At 66.9% G+C, this 14,967-nt stretch carries 13 protein-coding genes and 1 CRISPR repeat array; of the genes, 12 read left to right on the top strand and 1 reads right to left on the bottom strand.

Features of this window, described 5'->3' with window-relative positions; all coding sequences use genetic code 11:
• The first annotated feature begins 24 nt into the window (after positions 1 to 24).
• The 3 genes from cas4 (at position 25) to cas2 (ending at position 2,100) form a co-directional block, all read left to right on the top strand.
• Positions 25 to 681 carry a CRISPR-associated protein Cas4 gene (gene cas4 / locus HFGMBDPB_RS20360; RefSeq protein WP_212646118.1) on the top strand — a complete coding sequence of 219 codons (657 nt, stop codon included), beginning with the start codon at positions 25 to 27 and terminating at the stop codon, positions 679 to 681.
• On the top strand, positions 666 to 1,706 hold the full coding sequence (gene cas1c, locus HFGMBDPB_RS20355; protein WP_209800996.1) for a type I-C CRISPR-associated endonuclease Cas1c: 1,041 nt from the start codon (positions 666 to 668) through the stop codon (positions 1,704 to 1,706). Before cas4 ends, cas1c begins: the two co-directional genes overlap by 16 nt.
• A gap of 103 nt (positions 1,707 to 1,809) precedes the next feature.
• The gene (gene cas2 / locus HFGMBDPB_RS20350) at positions 1,810 to 2,100 is read left to right on the top strand and encodes a CRISPR-associated endonuclease Cas2 (RefSeq protein WP_209801165.1); all 291 of its coding nucleotides are present in this window, start codon (positions 1,810 to 1,812) and stop codon (positions 2,098 to 2,100) included.
• 183 nt (positions 2,101 to 2,283) lie between these two features.
• Positions 2,284 to 4,947: a CRISPR direct-repeat array (repeat unit 32 nt; unit sequence GTCGCGCCCCGTGCGGGCGCGTGGATTGAAAC).
• Positions 4,948 to 4,996: 49 nt separating this feature from the next.
• On the opposite strand, the gene HFGMBDPB_RS20345 is transcribed toward cas2, so the two are convergent.
• Positions 4,997 to 5,797 (bottom strand): IclR family transcriptional regulator, encoded by an 801-nt coding sequence (locus HFGMBDPB_RS20345; RefSeq protein WP_046242024.1) that lies wholly within the window; start codon positions 5,795 to 5,797, stop codon positions 4,997 to 4,999.
• Positions 5,798 to 6,068: 271 nt separating this feature from the next.
• Here HFGMBDPB_RS20345 and HFGMBDPB_RS20340 point away from each other — a divergent pair, with 271 nt between their 5' ends.
• Genes HFGMBDPB_RS20340 through HFGMBDPB_RS20300 form a run of 9 tightly spaced genes read left to right on the top strand, consistent with a single transcriptional unit; the run spans position 6,069 to position 14,731 of the window.
• On the top strand, positions 6,069 to 7,091 hold the full coding sequence (locus HFGMBDPB_RS20340) for a sugar ABC transporter substrate-binding protein (protein ID WP_502757477.1): 1,023 nt from the start codon (positions 6,069 to 6,071) through the stop codon (positions 7,089 to 7,091).
• A 17-nt stretch (positions 7,092 to 7,108) separates the two neighbouring features.
• A complete protein-coding gene (locus HFGMBDPB_RS20335) occupies positions 7,109 to 8,638 on the top strand; it encodes a sugar ABC transporter ATP-binding protein (protein ID WP_249343585.1) in 1,530 nt (509 codons plus the stop codon).
• Positions 8,628 to 9,644: an ABC transporter permease gene (locus HFGMBDPB_RS20330; protein ID WP_212646116.1), complete on the top strand. Its 1,017-nt coding sequence runs from the start codon at positions 8,628 to 8,630 to the stop codon at positions 9,642 to 9,644. Before HFGMBDPB_RS20335 ends, HFGMBDPB_RS20330 begins: the two co-directional genes overlap by 11 nt.
• Positions 9,645 to 9,697: 53 nt before the next feature.
• On the top strand, positions 9,698 to 10,447 hold the full coding sequence (locus HFGMBDPB_RS20325) for an SDR family oxidoreductase (RefSeq protein WP_043791062.1): 750 nt from the start codon (positions 9,698 to 9,700) through the stop codon (positions 10,445 to 10,447).
• A gap of 18 nt (positions 10,448 to 10,465) precedes the next feature.
• Complete coding sequence (locus tag HFGMBDPB_RS20320) at positions 10,466 to 11,356, top strand: fumarylacetoacetate hydrolase family protein (RefSeq protein ID WP_212646115.1); 891 nt, start codon at positions 10,466 to 10,468, stop codon at positions 11,354 to 11,356.
• A 7-nt stretch (positions 11,357 to 11,363) separates the two neighbouring features.
• Entirely contained in the window at positions 11,364 to 12,641 is a 1,278-nt protein-coding gene (locus HFGMBDPB_RS20315; RefSeq protein WP_212646114.1) for an L-fuconate dehydratase, read from the top strand.
• Positions 12,642 to 12,644: 3 nt separating this feature from the next.
• On the top strand, positions 12,645 to 13,574 hold the full coding sequence (locus HFGMBDPB_RS20310; RefSeq protein WP_212646113.1) for an L-fucono-1,5-lactonase: 930 nt from the start codon (positions 12,645 to 12,647) through the stop codon (positions 13,572 to 13,574).
• A 16-nt stretch (positions 13,575 to 13,590) separates the two neighbouring features.
• Positions 13,591 to 14,367 (top strand): SDR family oxidoreductase, encoded by a 777-nt coding sequence (locus HFGMBDPB_RS20305; RefSeq protein ID WP_026062464.1) that lies wholly within the window; start codon positions 13,591 to 13,593, stop codon positions 14,365 to 14,367.
• Positions 14,368 to 14,383: 16 nt separating this feature from the next.
• A complete protein-coding gene (locus HFGMBDPB_RS20300) occupies positions 14,384 to 14,731 on the top strand; it encodes an L-rhamnose mutarotase (protein WP_016453836.1) in 348 nt (115 codons plus the stop codon).
• Positions 14,732 to 14,967 lie beyond the last annotated feature (236 nt).

Genomic DNA, 14,967 nt, shown 5'->3' with positions numbered 1-14,967 from the left:
GGTTGGCAAAGCCGCCGACGCACCATGAGCGAAGACGACGCCATTGCCCTGTCGGCATTGCAGCATTACCTGTACTGCCCAAGGCAATGCGCCCTCATCCATGTCGAGCAGCTCTGGGCCGAAAGCCGGCATACGGCTGAAGGCCGGCTGCTGCACGAAAAGGCCGACAAGCCCAAGGCCGAGCGGCGCAAGGGTGTGCGCACTGTCACGGCCATGCCGCTGGCCGAGACGCGCCTGGGCATCACCGGCATTGCCGACGTAGTGGAGTTCCACCAGGGCCCACAGGGCGAGCGAGCGTTTCCCGTGGAATACAAGCGCGGCCGGCCTAAGGCCCATCGTGCCGATGAAGTCCAGCTCTGCGCCCAGGCGCTGTGCCTGGAGTCCATGCTGGGCCAGCCGGTAGAGGCGGGCGCCCTTTACTACGGCGAGGCCCGCAGGCGCACCGATGTGCGCTTCGACGAAGAACTGCGTCAGCTCACCTGCGGCACCATTGCCGCGGTGCGCTCCATGCTGGACTCGGGCACCACGCCAACGGCGCGCTACAGCCCCCGGCTGTGCGATGCCTGTTCGCTGCTGGACCTTTGCCAACCCAGGCTGTTGGGGCGAACCCAGAGTGTCAATGCCTGGCTGTCAGCGCAATGGAGCAAGCAGATGGAAGAAGGTCCATGCGACGGCAACTGAACACCCTGTACGTGACCACCGAAGGCGCCTGGCTGCGCAAGGACGGTGCCAACATCGTGATGGAGGTCGAGCAGCGCGAGCGTGCCCGTCTGCCGGTGCACATGCTCGAGAGCCTGGTCTGCTTCGGACGCGTGCTGGTGTCTCCACCGCTGATGGGCTATTGCGCCGAGCAGGGCATCTGCACCAGCTTTCTCACGCCCAACGGGCGCTTTCTTGCGCGGGTGGAGGGGCCTGTTTCCGGCAACGTGCTGCTGCGCCGTCAGCAGTACCGGGTCAGCGATGATCCGGGCCGTTGCGCTGCCATCGTCCACAACATCCTGCTGGGCAAGCTGCACAACCAGCGCGCGGTCCTGGGCCGGGCACTGCGTGACCACGGCGACAAGCTGGAGCCCGAAGCCGAGGCAGCACTGACGCACGCCTACAAGCGCCTGGGGCGCATTGCGGAAAAACTGCCCGGAGAAACCAGCCTGGACATGCTGCGCGGCTACGAGGGCGAGGCGGCGCAAGCCTATTTCGGCGTGTTCGACATGCTCATTCGCGTGGACAGCCCCGCCATGCGCTTTCACGGGCGCAGCCGGCGCCCGCCGCGCGACGCGGTCAATGCCTTGCTGTCCTTTCTCTACACCCTCGTCACGCACGACTGCCGCTCAGCACTCGAAAGCGTGGGCCTGGACCCCGCCGTGGGCTTCCTGCACCGTGACAGGCCCGGGCGTCCTAGCCTGGCGCTGGACTTGCTGGAGGAATTCCGCCCCCTGCTGGCGGACCGGCTGGCGCTGTCGCTGATCAACCGCAAGCAACTGGGTGAGCGCGACTTCCAGACCATGGACAACGGCGCGGTCCTGCTGAACGAAGCATCACGCAAGACCGTGCTGACCGCCTACCAGGAGCGCAAGCGCGAAGAACTGCGCCACGCTTTCATCGAAGAAAAAGCCGCCATCGGACTGTTCCCCTTCATTCAGGCGCAACTGCTGGCTCGCCACCTGCGCGGTGATCTCGATGCCTATCCGCCATTCCTTTGGAAATGAAACATGACCCCCACGCTCCCTTTGCTGCGCAAGGTCCACTGCCCCCCGAGGGAGCCGCTTTTTCATCTTGGGACGGCCCGGCGATGAGAAATGAGGTGTGCCGATGATGGTCCTGGTGAGCTATGACGTCCGTACCCAGGACCCGGGTGGAGCCCGCCGCCTGCGGCGCATCGCCAAGGCCTGCCGGGACTTCGGCCAGCGCGCGCAGTACTCCGTCTTCGAGATAGAAGTGGACGCCGCGCAATGGGTCGCCCTCAAGGCGCGGCTGATGCAAATCATCGACCCCGCCCAGGACAGCCTCAGGTTCTACTACCTGGGCCAACACTGGCGCAGCAAGGTCGAACACATCGGCGCAAAGCCCGTGCTGGACCTCGACGCCCCCCTCGTCTTCTGAACCTCCGCGCGAACCCCAAGTGACCGCCGCCTGCCCTTGAGGTTCGCGGCCGCGCAAGCTGTTGTTTTCAAAAGGGGGTGTGCGAGGGATTGGCTGAACGCCGATTCCGCGGCATGACAGCGCCGCCTGGTTCGCGGAAGCCTGGCTTTTTTCATAGCGGTGAAATTGCTCTATAAGTACCCCGTCGCGCCCCGTGCGGGCGCGTGGATTGAAACCTTCTCGCTCCTGATGCCCTTGGCATTGAGCGCCGTCGCGCCCCGTGCGGGCGCGTGGATTGAAACGGCATGCCAGGGGTCCAGCAGCGTTTTGTAGGCGTGTCGCGCCCCGTGCGGGCGCGTGGATTGAAACTGTGCCGTCGATGAAGTGCGCAGCGATGCCGGCGGTGTCGCGCCCCGTGCGGGCGCGTGGATTGAAACTTGAGCCAATTGAGCATGTCAGCCCCCAAACACGTCGCGCCCCGTGCGGGCGCGTGGATTGAAACACCGCTACGGCCTGCTGCTGGCGGGCATGAACGGTCGCGCCCCGTGCGGGCGCGTGGATTGAAACGCCCCATTGACGTCTCTACATCGACAGGCTCTGTGTCGCGCCCCGTGCGGGCGCGTGGATTGAAACGCCCCATTGACGTCTCTACATCGACAGGCTCTGGTCGCGCCCCGTGCGGGCGCGTGGATTGAAACACCTGGTGTTTTTGGGTCCTGGCCATCGCGTACAGTCGCGCCCCGTGCGGGCGCGTGGATTGAAACATTTGTGCGGTAGCTCGTTGGGTCTGCGTCTGAGTCGCGCCCCGTGCGGGCGCGTGGATTGAAACTCCGGCAAAGACCTGCATGACGGCTACGACACGCGTCGCGCCCCGTGCGGGCGCGTGGATTGAAACAGGGTTGCGCCCACGATTGATGAATGCGCCCTGGGTCGCGCCCCGTGCGGGCGCGTGGATTGAAACATTGCCCGCTCCCATCGTCGTAGAGCTTGCCTGTCGCGCCCCGTGCGGGCGCGTGGATTGAAACACGCCGTTCGTGTTCCCTGACGGCGCGCAGCTGCAGTCGCGCCCCGTGCGGGCGCGTGGATTGAAACTGATCCCCAGCCTGCATCTGGCGTAATCGATATGGTCGCGCCCCGTGCGGGCGCGTGGATTGAAACTATTGCGGTGGCGTTGAATACTTGGACAAAAGTGTCGCGCCCCGTGCGGGCGCGTGGATTGAAACTCGACGATGGTCTGCTTGAGCCTTTTCGTGAGGCGTCGCGCCCCGTGCGGGCGCGTGGATTGAAACTCCAATTGATAGCAACGGAACACGACAGCCTCACCGTCGCGCCCCGTGCGGGCGCGTGGATTGAAACGCGCAGACAAACCGCAACTGGAAGCAGTTGGGTCGTCGCGCCCCGTGCGGGCGCGTGGATTGAAACAATTCCCAGCAGCAGTGCTGTGCTTTGCATCTTGTCGCGCCCCGTGCGGGCGCGTGGATTGAAACTTCAGGGCACGCAGCAGGCCTGGTCAGTTTGCGAGTCGCGCCCCGTGCGGGCGCGTGGATTGAAACTGCTGCGCCTGGGTGCGCTGCTCTCGAAAGTCCGTCGCGCCCCGTGCGGGCGCGTGGATTGAAACATGTACTGCTTGCGGCGGAACACCTCGATCACAGTCGCGCCCCGTGCGGGCGCGTGGATTGAAACAGATCGACGCCCTTCTGGGTGGCAACCTGCAGCGTCGCGCCCCGTGCGGGCGCGTGGATTGAAACTTGCTGATGCCGCTCATGATCCTGGTTGACATGGTCGCGCCCCGTGCGGGCGCGTGGATTGAAACAAGGCCATTTGGGACATGGCGACGGACCTTGTGTGGTCGCGCCCCGTGCGGGCGCGTGGATTGAAACTCTTCGAACACCTTGAGGACGCCTGCCGCACGCGTCGCGCCCCGTGCGGGCGCGTGGATTGAAACACCCCTCACCCGAACAATAGTGGCGCTGATTTGACTGTCGCGCCCCGTGCGGGCGCGTGGATTGAAACCTCGTTGCCCTCGCGCTCGTTGTCGCCAGTGACGTCGCGCCCCGTGCGGGCGCGTGGATTGAAACCTCGTCTGTCGGATCGGCCCTGGACTGCCCCGGGTCGCGCCCCGTGCGGGCGCGTGGATTGAAACATCAAATTCGGCAGCAGGCCCCGGTGCTGCAGCGTCGCGCCCCGTGCGGGCGCGTGGATTGAAACTTCGAATCCAACGACTCCACCACGCTTTGCACTGGTCGCGCCCCGTGCGGGCGCGTGGATTGAAACTCCACGATCACACTAACGCTCGTCAGCGTATTGCGTCGCGCCCCGTGCGGGCGCGTGGATTGAAACAAGGAAATCGACCTGCTCACGCGGCAGATGGAGCGGTCGCGCCCCGTGCGGGCGCGTGGATTGAAACCCAGGTTGTCGATGGTGACGGGGATGCGCGTATAGAGTCGCGCCCCGTGCGGGCGCGTGGATTGAAACACGTAGCTCAGCATGCGGGACTACTCCTGGGGATGTCGCGCCCCGTGCGGGCGCGTGGATTGAAACGAACGCACTCTGATCCGAGAGCGGACGATTGCTGTCGCGCCCCGTGCGGGCGCGTGGATTGAAACCAGCTCATCGCGCCGCTTCTGCGGGAAGCCCGTGGTCGCGCCCCGTGCGGGCGCGTGGATTGAAACGGCCAGCCCGAAGAGGAGTTGCTGCCTGGCCGCGTCGCGCCCCGTGCGGGCGCGTGGATTGAAACACGGCGTGCTCCACAAAGCCCACCCCGCCCTCGCGTCGCGCCCCGTGCGGGCGCGTGGATTGAAACTGCTGGTCGCTGGGCTTCAGACCCAGAGCCTTGGTCGCGCCCCGTGCGGGCGCGTGGATTGAAACCCCTGCCACCACAGCAAGCGCCACATGCATTTGAAACGAATCGCCTGACTCACTCCTCGCCGCGCAGGCCGCCATTGAGAGAGAGCCCAGCCACTGCCTGCAGCAGGTACCCGCGTGCCTCATCCAGCGAGGGACCTGCATGCCCATCGATGCGCCGAATATAGGGAGACGTCAGCACAGCCAGGGCATGGCCATCGGGCCCGAGGATGGGGCAGGAGATGTCCACCACGCCATAGGACTGCAGGCTTTCGCTCTGCTTGTGACCCGTGCTGCGTATCTGTTCCAGCATGTCGTGCAGTTGTGCCTCGGGCAGATGTACCTCGCCTTCCAAAGGCGTGTGCTCGGCCAGCATCTGCGCGCGGCGTTCGGGTGTCTGGCAGGCCAGCAGCACATGGCCTGACCCGGTGTCCAGCAGCCCGACGCGTGCACCCAGCCTGATTGACAGGCCCCAGTTCCCGGGGCCGGGGACCTGGGCCACGATCAGGACATTGCCACGGTCGTAGAGGCCCAGGTGGCAGGACTGCTCGGCCTGCCGCGCATAGGCATCCATGACGGGCAGCGCCTGGGTCACGAGGCGGTTGACGGGCGGGTGGCGGTGTGCCAGCGCGAACATCTTGAGGCTGAGCGCATGGCGGTCGCCGCCGGCCGAGCGCATCACATATTGCCGGGCCACCAGCCGCTCGAGCATGCGGTAGATCTCACTGGGGCCCCGGCCCAGTTCCTTGACGATCTCGGCCCGCGTCAGGCCATCGGGGTGCTCGGCCAGCAGCTCCAGGATGTCCAGCCCCTTGTCCAGTGCCGGCGCGCGGTAGCGCTCGCCGTCTTCTGCGTTGTCCAGTGCTTTGCTCATGCGTGCAGATCTTACGTTCGGGATAGGACAAGTCCTGTTTTTGCTGCCGACCTGCGCAAGCGGTGCGTGGGCTGGGTAAACCATAGCTGCCGAAGTGAGGTTTATTTATAAATAATTAATTCATGGATGAATGAATTGCCCCAGCGATGTGCCACGCGCCATCGGCAAAAAGGCGATCCAGCGGCACCGCCGGAGTCCCGGCACACATGAGGAGGCACTTTCCATGGCTGCACTGCACGGCGTTTTCCAGGTTCCGGCCGGATGTTCCGCAATGCTTTGCCGGCTCATGTCCGCTGTAGCCGCGCTGGCTTCAGTGGCGGCGCTGGCCGGCGCGGGGCCGGCGCTGGCGGCGGAACCTGGCCCGGCGCAGGGCAGGATCGGGGTCAACCTGCCGCTGCTGACCTCGCCGTTCTGGCAGGCCTACAACGGCTACCTCCCGCAAATGGCGAAGGCCCTCGGGGTCGACATCCTGGCGCCGGTGAACTCCAACCAGAACCCGGCCCAGCAGATCACCGATGTGGCCAATCTGATCAACCTCGGCGCCAAGGGGTTGGTGGTGGCGCCATTGGATTCGGCGGCCATTGGTCGAGCGCTCGCCTTGGCCGAGCAGGGGAAGATTCCTGTGGTGGCGGTGGACGTGGCGCCTACCCGGGGCAAGGTGGCGATGGTGGTGCGTGCCGACAACCGCGCCTATGGCACGCGGTCCTGCCAGTACCTGGGCGCGCAGGTGAAGGCGGGCAAGGTGGTGCAGATCATGGGGGACCTGGCATCGGTCAACGGCCGTGATCGGGCTGAGGCTTTTCGCAGTTGCATGAAGGATTTCCCGGCGCTGCAGGTGCTGGAGATTCCCGCGGCCTGGAAGTCCGATGCCGCCGCTGCCGCGCTCGACGGCCTGCTGTCCGCCCATCCGGACCTGAAGGGCATCTACATGCACGCAGGCGGCGTCTATCTGGCGCCCACGCTGCAGACGCTGCGGCGCAGGGGGCTGCTGCATCCGGCCGGCGATCCGCGGCACATCGTGGTGATCAGCAACGACGGCATCGCCCAGGAGCTGGGCGCCATCCGCAGGGGCGAGATCGACGCCACCATCTCGCAGCCCGCCGATCTTTACGCAAAGTACGGCCTGTACTACATCAAGGCAGCGCTGGCAGGGCAGTCGTTCAAGCCCGGGCCCACCCCGCATGGCAGCCGCATCGTGGAGGTGGCGCCCGGCATTCTGGAGGACCAGTTGCCCGCACCCGTGGTGACCCGCGAGAACGTGGACGACAAGTCGCTGTGGGCCAACCAGCCATGACGATACTCCCCGGATTCATGGCTGACAGACCAGGCACGCCGGTGATGGAGGCGCGTGGGCTCGGCTTGCGTTTCGGCTCCACGACGGCCTTGCACGATGTGAGCCTGGCGGTCATGCCGGGCGAGTCGCATGCACTGGCTGGCCGCAACGGCGCAGGCAAGTCCACCTTGGTCGCCTTGCTGACCGGCCTGCACCAGCCCGGCACGGGAAGCATCCGCTTCAACGGCCAGCCCGCGCCTGCGGTGGCCGACCGCATGGCCTGGCGCCAGCATGTGGCCTGTGTCTACCAGCATTCGACCATCATCGGCGAGCTGTCGGTGGCCGAGAACCTGTTCATCAACCGGCAGCCGCTGCGCCATGGCTGGATTTCCTGGCGCGTGCTGCGGCGCGAGGCAAGGGCCTTGCTGGATGCCTGGCAGATCGATGTGCACGAGGATGCGCTGGCCCGGGATCTGACGGTGGAAACCCGCCAACTGGTGGAGATCGCGCGGGCGCTGTCGCTGGGCGCGCGCTTCATCATCCTGGACGAACCCACGGCGCAGCTTGACCACGACGAGACGCGGCGGCTGCTCAGGCGCGTGCACGATCTGCAGCAAGGCGGCGTCACGTTTCTCTTCATCTCGCACCACTTGCAGGAGATCTATGAGATTTGCCAGACGGTCACCGTGCTGCGCGATGCTCGCCATGTGGTGACGGCGCCGGTGGCGCAGCTGCCCCGGCAGGCACTGATCGAGGCCATGACCGGCGAGCGGGACAGCCTGGCCGGTGCGTCTTGCGCCGCCCACGCACCCCCGGCAGGCGGGGGCACGGGCGTTGCCCCCGTGGTGCTGGCGCTGCAGCAGGTGTGCGGCAAGGGTTTCGGGGCTGTCAGCCTGCAGGTGCGGCGTGGCGAGATCGTGGGGCTGACAGGCTCCACCAGCAGCGGGCGCACGGCCGTGGGTGAGGCGGTGGCGGGCCTGCGGCGCACCACGGCAGGCCGGATCCTGGTGTCGGGCCGCGTGCTGCCGCCCGGCGATGTAGGCGCCGCGCTGGCGCACGGCGTGGGTTGCGTGCCGCAGGACAGGCACCGCCAGGGCCTGGTGCCGGGGCAGTCCATCGCCGAGAACGCGACCATGACCATCATGGACAGGCTGGGCCGGTTCGGCTTCGTTGCGCCAGCGCGCCGGCAGGCGGCGGCACTGTCGGCCATGCGTGCACTTGATGTGGCGGCCAGCGGGCCGCAGCAGGCCGTGTCCGGCCTGTCGGGCGGCAACCAGCAGAAGGTGGTGATGGCTCGCTCGCTGGCCAGCGAGCCCGATGTGCTGGTGCTCATCGATCCCACTGCGGGTGTGGATGTGAAGTCCCGGCAGGCATTGCTGGCCGTGGTGGAGGGTGAGCGACGGCAGGGCCGGGCCGTGCTGCTGGCGAGCAGCGAGCTGGACGACCTGCGCATCTGCGACCGCGTGCTGGTGATGTCGCATGGCCATGTGGTGGCCGAACTCGCCAGAGGCTGGGACGACGGTGAACTGATTGCATCCATGGAAGGAGTGAGCCTGCATGCGCACTGAAGCCTTTGTCTCGCCGAACACGGCTGTGCCCGTGCCGGCCGCCCGGCGGCTCGCCCTGCACCGGCTGCGCGACTATGCACTGGTGCCTGCGCTGGCCCTGCTGTTCGTGCTGGGAGCCTTGACCAGCCCCAGCTTTCTGACACCGGCCAACCTGGTCAGCATCCTGGGGGCCTCCGCAGCCCTGGCGCTGGTGGTGCTGGCGGAGTCGCTGATCATCATCACGGGCAAGTTCGATCTGTCGGTGGAGTCCACGGTGGGCATTGCGCCGGCGGTGGGCGCCATGCTGGTGATTCCTGCAGCCTCGGGAGGCTTTGGCACGGCATGGCCGGTGGCGGCGGGGCTGCTGGCCATCGCAGCCGTGGGCGCATGCACGGGTTTTATCAATGGCCTGTTGGTCGTCAGGCTGCGGCTCAATGCCTTCATCGTCACGCTGGCGATGCTGATCGTGCTGCGCGGCCTGCTGGTGGGCGCGACCAGGGGCGGCACCCTGTTCGACATGCCGCAGCCTTTCTTCGCCCTGGCCACGGCCACGCTGCTGGGGCTGCCGCTGTCGGTCTGGCTGGCGGCGCTGGCGTTTGGCACGGCCGCCGTGGTGCTGCGCCACCACCGGCTGGGCCGCGCGCTGTATGCGATTGGCGGCAACCCCCATGCGGCGCGCGCGGCGGGCATCAATGTGGACCGTATTACCTGGGGCGTCTTCGTGCTGGCCGGTGTGCTGGCCGCAGTGGGCGGGCTGGTGGTCACGGGCTATGTGGGCGCGATCAATGCCAACCAGGGCAGCTCGATGATTTTCACGGTGTTCGCGGCGGCCGTCATCGGCGGGATTTCGCTCGATGGCGGCAAGGGCTCCATGTCGGGTGCGCTGTGCGGCGTGCTGCTGCTGGGCGTGGTGCAGAACCTGCTGACGCTGGCCCAGGTGCCATCGTTCTGGATACAGGCGATCTACGGCGCCATCATCCTCGGCGCCCTGATGCTGGCCCGGCTCGCAGGTGAGCAGCAGCAATAGGCGCGGCCCGCGAATCGCCCATGCAGAAGCTTTTCAAGGGAAGGAATGGCTCCATGAGACTCGCCGGAAAACACATTCTCGTCACCGCAGCCGGGCAGGGCATAGGGCGTGCCTGCGCGCTGATGTTTGCCCGCGAGGGGGCCAGCGTGCTGGCCACCGACATCGACATGCAGGCGCTGGCAGAACTGGAGGGACGGGACGGCCTGCGTACGCGGCGGCTGGATGTGACCGATGCGCAAGACATCCTGGCACTGGCCGGGCAGGAGAGGGCCTTTGACGCACTGCTCAACTGCGCGGGCTTCGTGCACCACGGCAGCATCCTGGACTGCAGCGACGAGGACTGGGCCTTTGCGTGGCAGCTCAACGTCACCTCCATGCACCGCATCATCCGCGCCCTGCTGCCCGCCATGCTGGCCCAGGGCGGCGGCTCGATCATCAACATGTCGTCCGCGGCCTCCAGCGTGAAGGGCGTGCCCCTTCGCCATGCCTATGGCGCCACCAAGGCTGCCGTGGTCGGGCTGACCAAGGCCGTGGCGGCCGACTTCGTCACGCAGGGAATACGCTGCAACGCCATCTGCCCTGGCACGGTGGAGTCCCCGTCGCTGCAGGCGCGCATCGCCGGCCAGGCCCGGCAGCAGGGCGTGCCGCTGCAGCAGGTGCGCGCCGCCTTCGTGGCGCGCCAGCCCATGGGGCGGGTGGGTCGGCCCGAGGAAATCGCCGCGCTGGCCACCTATCTCGCCAGCGATGAATCCCGCTTCGTCACCGGCACGCTGAGCGTGATCGACGGTGGCTGGTCCAACTGAACTGCACAGGACTGCTCCATGAAATTGCTGCGATACGGCCCCAGGGGCCATGAAAGACCGGGCCTGCTCGATGCGCAAGGGCGTGTGCGCGACCTCTCGGGCGTGGTGGACGACATTGCCGGCCCCGTGCTGCTGCCGGACAGCCTGGCGCAACTGGGCGCCCTGGACCCCTTGCAGCTGCCCCTGGTGGAAGGCGTGCCGCAGCACACGCTGCGTCTGGGCCCCTGCGTGGGGCGGGTGGGCAAGTTCGTGTGCATAGGCCTCAACTACTCGGACCATGCGGCCGAGGCCGGCATGCAGGTGCCGCCCGAGCCCGTGGTGTTTGGCAAGTGGACCAGTGCCATCTGCGGCCCGGACGACGCCATCGAGATTCCGCCCGGCTCCGTGAAGACGGATTGGGAGGTGGAGCTTGGCGTGGTCATAGGCCAGGGCGGGCGCCATATCGACGAGGCCCGGGCCATGCAGCACGTGGCGGGCTATTGCGTGGTCAACGACATCTCCGAACGCGAGTACCAGCTCGAGCGTGGCGGCACCTGGGACAAGGGCAAGGGTTGCGACGGCTTCGGCCCGCTGGGGCCCTGGCTGGTCACGGCCGACGAGGTGCCCGATCCGCAGGCGCTGCGCATGTGGCTGGATGTGGACGGCCGGCGCATGCAGGACGGCAGCACGGCCACCATGGTGTTCGGCGTGGCCTTTCTCGTCAGCTATCTGAGCCGCTTCATGAGCCTGCAACCGGGCGATGTGATCTCCACCGGCACGCCGCCGGGCGTGGGCATGGGCCAGAAGCCGCCCATGTATCTGCGTGCCGGGCAGGCCATGCGGCTGGGCATCGCCGGCCTGGGCGAGCAGCGCCAGACCATGGTGGCGGCTCGCGTGCAACCGCATCCCTCGACAACCGGCAAGGCCTGAGAAGACCATGACGCGAATCCTGTCCCTGCGCGTGCTCGATGTGCGCTTTCCGACCTCCAGTCACCTGGATGGGTCTGACGCCATGAACCCGGACCCGGACTACTCCGCCGCCTATGTGATCCTGGAGACGGACACGCCCGGCCTTGAGGGGCACGGGCTGACCTTCACCATCGGGCGCGGCAACGAGGTCTGCTGCGCCGCCATCGAGGCCATGCGCCACCTGGTGGAGGGCATGGAGCTTGACTGGGTCCGCCAGGACATGGGGCGCTTTTGGCGCCACATCACCTCCGACAGCCAGTTGCGCTGGATCGGCCCGGACAAGGGGGCAATGCATCTGGCCACCGGCGCCGTGGTCAATGCCGTGTGGGACCTGTGGGCCAAGGCCGAGGGCAAGCCGCTGTGGCGTCTTGTGGCCGATTTCACGCCCGAGGAGTTCGTCCGCGCGCTGGACTTCCGCTACATGACGGATGCCCTGACCGAAGCCCAGGCGCTGGAGCTGCTGCATCGCCAGTCGCCGCGCAAGGCCGAGCGCATCGGCGTGCTGGAGCGCGAGGGCTATCCCTGCTACACGACCTCGGCCGGCTGGCTGGGCTATGACGACGACAAGCTGCGCCGCCTGTGCCGCGAGGCGGTGGCCGACGGCTTCAACCACGTCAAGCTCAAGGTGGGGCGCAGCCTGCAGGACGATATCCGGCGCGTGTCCATCGCGCGCGAGGTGCTGGGGCCGGACCGCCAGCTGATGATCGACGCCAACCAGGCCTGGGAGGTGGGGCAGGCCATCGGCTGGGTGCGGCAGTTGGCCTTTGCCAGGCCCTGGTTCATCGAGGAGCCGACCAGCCCTGACGATGTGGAGGGCCACCGCGCAGTGCGCGAAGCAGTTGCTCCGGTCCAGGTCGCCTCTGGAGAGATGTGCCAGAACCGCATTCTCTTCAAGCAGTTCATCCTGCGTGGCGCCATCGACGTGGTGCAGATCGACGCCTGCCGGCTGGGAGGGGTCAACGAGGTGCTGCTGGTACTCCTGCTGGCCGCAAAGTACGGTCTGCCCGTGTGTCCGCATGCCGGGGGCGTGGGCCTTTGCGAGTATGTGCAGCATCTGTCCATGATCGATTTCGTCTGCGTGTCCGGCACGCGTGACGGGCGCGTGATCGAGTACGTGGACCACTTGCACGAGCATTTCGTCGATCCCTGCGTGGTGCGCAATGCGGCCTATATGCCTCCCGGTGCGCCCGGCTTTTCCATCACGATGAAGCCGGAATCTCTGGCCAGGTATCGCTTCCAGGCCTGAGCCATGGCCCTGTCCCATTCCCATTCACTTTTGCATCCGCGCATCGATGCACACCTGCATTTCTGGCGCTACAGCGCCGGGGACTATCCATGGATAGGCGCGGACATGCGGGCCCTGGCGGTGGACCGCACACCCGGCCATCTCCTGCCCCAGCTGTCTGCCTGCGGCTTCACGGGCGCCATCGCCGTGCAGGCGCGCGCCACGGTTGATGGGACGCGGTTCCTGCTGGAGCTGGCGCGGCGCAATGACTGGATACGCGGCGTGGTGGGGTGGGAAGACCTGACCTGCGAGGGCCTGGGCGAGCGCCTGCAGGACTGGCGTGCCGAGCCGAGGCTGTGCGGCTGGCGCCATCAGGTGCAGGACGAGCCCGATGCCGCAGCCTTTCTGGGCTGCGCCGCATTCGGGCGCGGCATGGCCTTGTTGCAGCGCCAGGGCTGGGCCTATGACGTGCTGGTGTTCGACCACCAGATGGACGCGGCCGCCGCCTTGTGTGCACGGCATGACGCGCACTGGATGGTGCTGGATCACCTGGGCAAGCCGCCACTGGCCGGGCTGGCCCGGGACCAGCACAAGGGCCAGGCCCAGGCCGCGTTCGGCCGCTGGCAGGCATCGCTGCAGCGCTTCGCCCCGCTGTCGCATGTCGCGTGCAAGCTCTCGGGCCTGGTGACCGAGGCCGACTGGCGATCCGGCCTGCGCGAGCCTGACCGGGCCTGCCTGCTCCAATGCCTGGACACGGCCTTGCAGGTGTTCGGTCCGCAGCGGCTGATGTTTGGCTCCGACTGGCCGGTCTGCCTGCTGGCCGCGCCATACGCCACGGTCTTTGAGCTGGTGGATGGCTGGGCGTCGTCGCGGCTGTCGGCCTCCGAGCGTGAGGCGCTGTGGGGCGGCACCGCCGCGCGCTGCTACGGCCTGCAGCCGCAAGGCATGACCTGACCACATGGGAGGCAGCATGGACCTGAACCTGAAAGACAAGACCTTCATCGTCACGGGCGGTGCCAGCGGCATCGGGGCGGCCATCTCGCTGCGGCTGGCCGGTGAAGGTGCGATTCCGCTGATCTGCGGCAAGGACACCATGTGCGCGCGGTTCGAGGCGCAGCTCATGGAGCTGCAGCCCCGGGCCCGCCACTTCCGCTTCGACCTGGTCGATGAACAGGCATGCGGAGAGATGGTGGCCCGCGCTGCGGCGGACTGCGGCCACATCGACGGCCTGGTGAACAACGCGGGCATCAATGACGGCGTGGGCCTGGAGGCAGGGCGCGACGCCTTCGTGCGCTCGCTGCAGGCCAACCTGGTGCACTACTACGTCATGGCCCACCATTGCCTGCCACACCTCAAGGCCAGCCGTGGCTCCATCGTCAACATCTCGTCCAAGACCGCGCTGACCGGGCAGGGCCAGGCCAGCGGCTACTGCGCGGCCAAGGGGGCCCAGCTCTCGCTGACGCGCGAGTGGGCTGCCGCGCTGGCAGCCGATGGCGTGCGCGTCAATGCCGTGGTGCCCGCCGAGGTGATGACGCCGATGTACCTGCACTGGCTGGGCCGCTTCGACGACCCCGGGCGCCAGCTGGAACAGATCAGCGCCCGGATTCCGCTGGGCCGGCGCATGACGGCGGCCGAGGAGATTGCGGACACGGTCGTCTTTCTTCTGTCCGAGCGGGCATCGCACACCACGGGGCAATGGCTGTTCGTCGATGGCGGCTACACCCACCTGGACCGCGCGCTGACCTGACCACCATGGAGACACCATGCGCCAATGCCTTGCACTCGACCTCAGGGATGACCCGGCGCTGATCGCCCGGTACGAAGCCCTGCATCACCGGATCTGGCCGGAGGTGGCGGCGCATCTGCGCAGCCATGGCGTCACCGGCATGGAAATCCACCGCCTTGGCACGCGCATGGTGATGGTCATGGAAACCGATGACGCGGTGCATGACGCCCGGGCCATGGCCCTTGCCTCCGCCACCGATCCGAAGTTGTGCGAATGGGAAGACCTGATGTGGGCCTTTCAGGCCCCCACGCCGTGGACACCACCTGGAGACAAGTGGACGCCCATGGCCTGCATTTTTCGGCTGGAGGATTCTGCGCAGGAGTGAGCGACTGAGCATCCGTCGGCCATGCCCCATCCCCGAACGTCGCTCAACCCCCTTCCAGGGGAAAACACCGGGGCGCCCGCGCCGCAAATGCATAGGTCTGCGCATGAATCGCTCAGGCCTGGCGCCATCCCTGCGGAGAATTCATGAAAGCAGCCTGCAGGGCATCGCAACCACGGGGCTGCATGCACCCGCAATAACAAGAAGCACAAGAACAAGAAGCACAAGAACAAGAAGCA

The sequence above is a fragment of the Delftia sp. PE138 genome, from assembly GCF_018320755.1.
Classification (GTDB): Bacteria; Pseudomonadota; Gammaproteobacteria; order Burkholderiales; family Burkholderiaceae_C; genus Comamonas; species Comamonas tsuruhatensis.
The sequence above is the reverse complement of the archived record's forward strand: the minus strand, read 5'-3'. Positions and strand labels throughout refer to the sequence as shown.

What these genes read in the sequence shown, in the direction of transcription:
- cas4 (WP_212646118.1), top strand. Translation starts at nt 25, where the DNA reads ATGAGCGAAGACGACGCCATTGCCCTGTCGGCATTGCAGCATTACCTG.
- cas1c (WP_209800996.1), top strand. Translation starts at nt 666, where the DNA reads ATGCGACGGCAACTGAACACCCTGTACGTGACCACCGAAGGCGCCTGG.
- cas2 (WP_209801165.1), top strand. Translation starts at nt 1,810, where the DNA reads ATGATGGTCCTGGTGAGCTATGACGTCCGTACCCAGGACCCGGGTGGA.
- HFGMBDPB_RS20345 (WP_046242024.1), bottom strand. Translation starts at nt 5,797, where the DNA reads ATGAGCAAAGCACTGGACAACGCAGAAGACGGCGAGCGCTACCGCGCG.
- HFGMBDPB_RS20340 (WP_502757477.1), top strand. Translation starts at nt 6,069, where the DNA reads ATGCTTTGCCGGCTCATGTCCGCTGTAGCCGCGCTGGCTTCAGTGGCG.
- HFGMBDPB_RS20335 (WP_249343585.1), top strand. Translation starts at nt 7,109, where the DNA reads ATGGCTGACAGACCAGGCACGCCGGTGATGGAGGCGCGTGGGCTCGGC.
- HFGMBDPB_RS20330 (WP_212646116.1), top strand. Translation starts at nt 8,628, where the DNA reads ATGCGCACTGAAGCCTTTGTCTCGCCGAACACGGCTGTGCCCGTGCCG.
- HFGMBDPB_RS20325 (WP_043791062.1), top strand. Translation starts at nt 9,698, where the DNA reads ATGAGACTCGCCGGAAAACACATTCTCGTCACCGCAGCCGGGCAGGGC.
- HFGMBDPB_RS20320 (WP_212646115.1), top strand. Translation starts at nt 10,466, where the DNA reads ATGAAATTGCTGCGATACGGCCCCAGGGGCCATGAAAGACCGGGCCTG.
- HFGMBDPB_RS20315 (WP_212646114.1), top strand. Translation starts at nt 11,364, where the DNA reads ATGACGCGAATCCTGTCCCTGCGCGTGCTCGATGTGCGCTTTCCGACC.
- HFGMBDPB_RS20310 (WP_212646113.1), top strand. Translation starts at nt 12,645, where the DNA reads ATGGCCCTGTCCCATTCCCATTCACTTTTGCATCCGCGCATCGATGCA.
- HFGMBDPB_RS20305 (WP_026062464.1), top strand. Translation starts at nt 13,591, where the DNA reads ATGGACCTGAACCTGAAAGACAAGACCTTCATCGTCACGGGCGGTGCC.
- HFGMBDPB_RS20300 (WP_016453836.1), top strand. Translation starts at nt 14,384, where the DNA reads ATGCGCCAATGCCTTGCACTCGACCTCAGGGATGACCCGGCGCTGATC.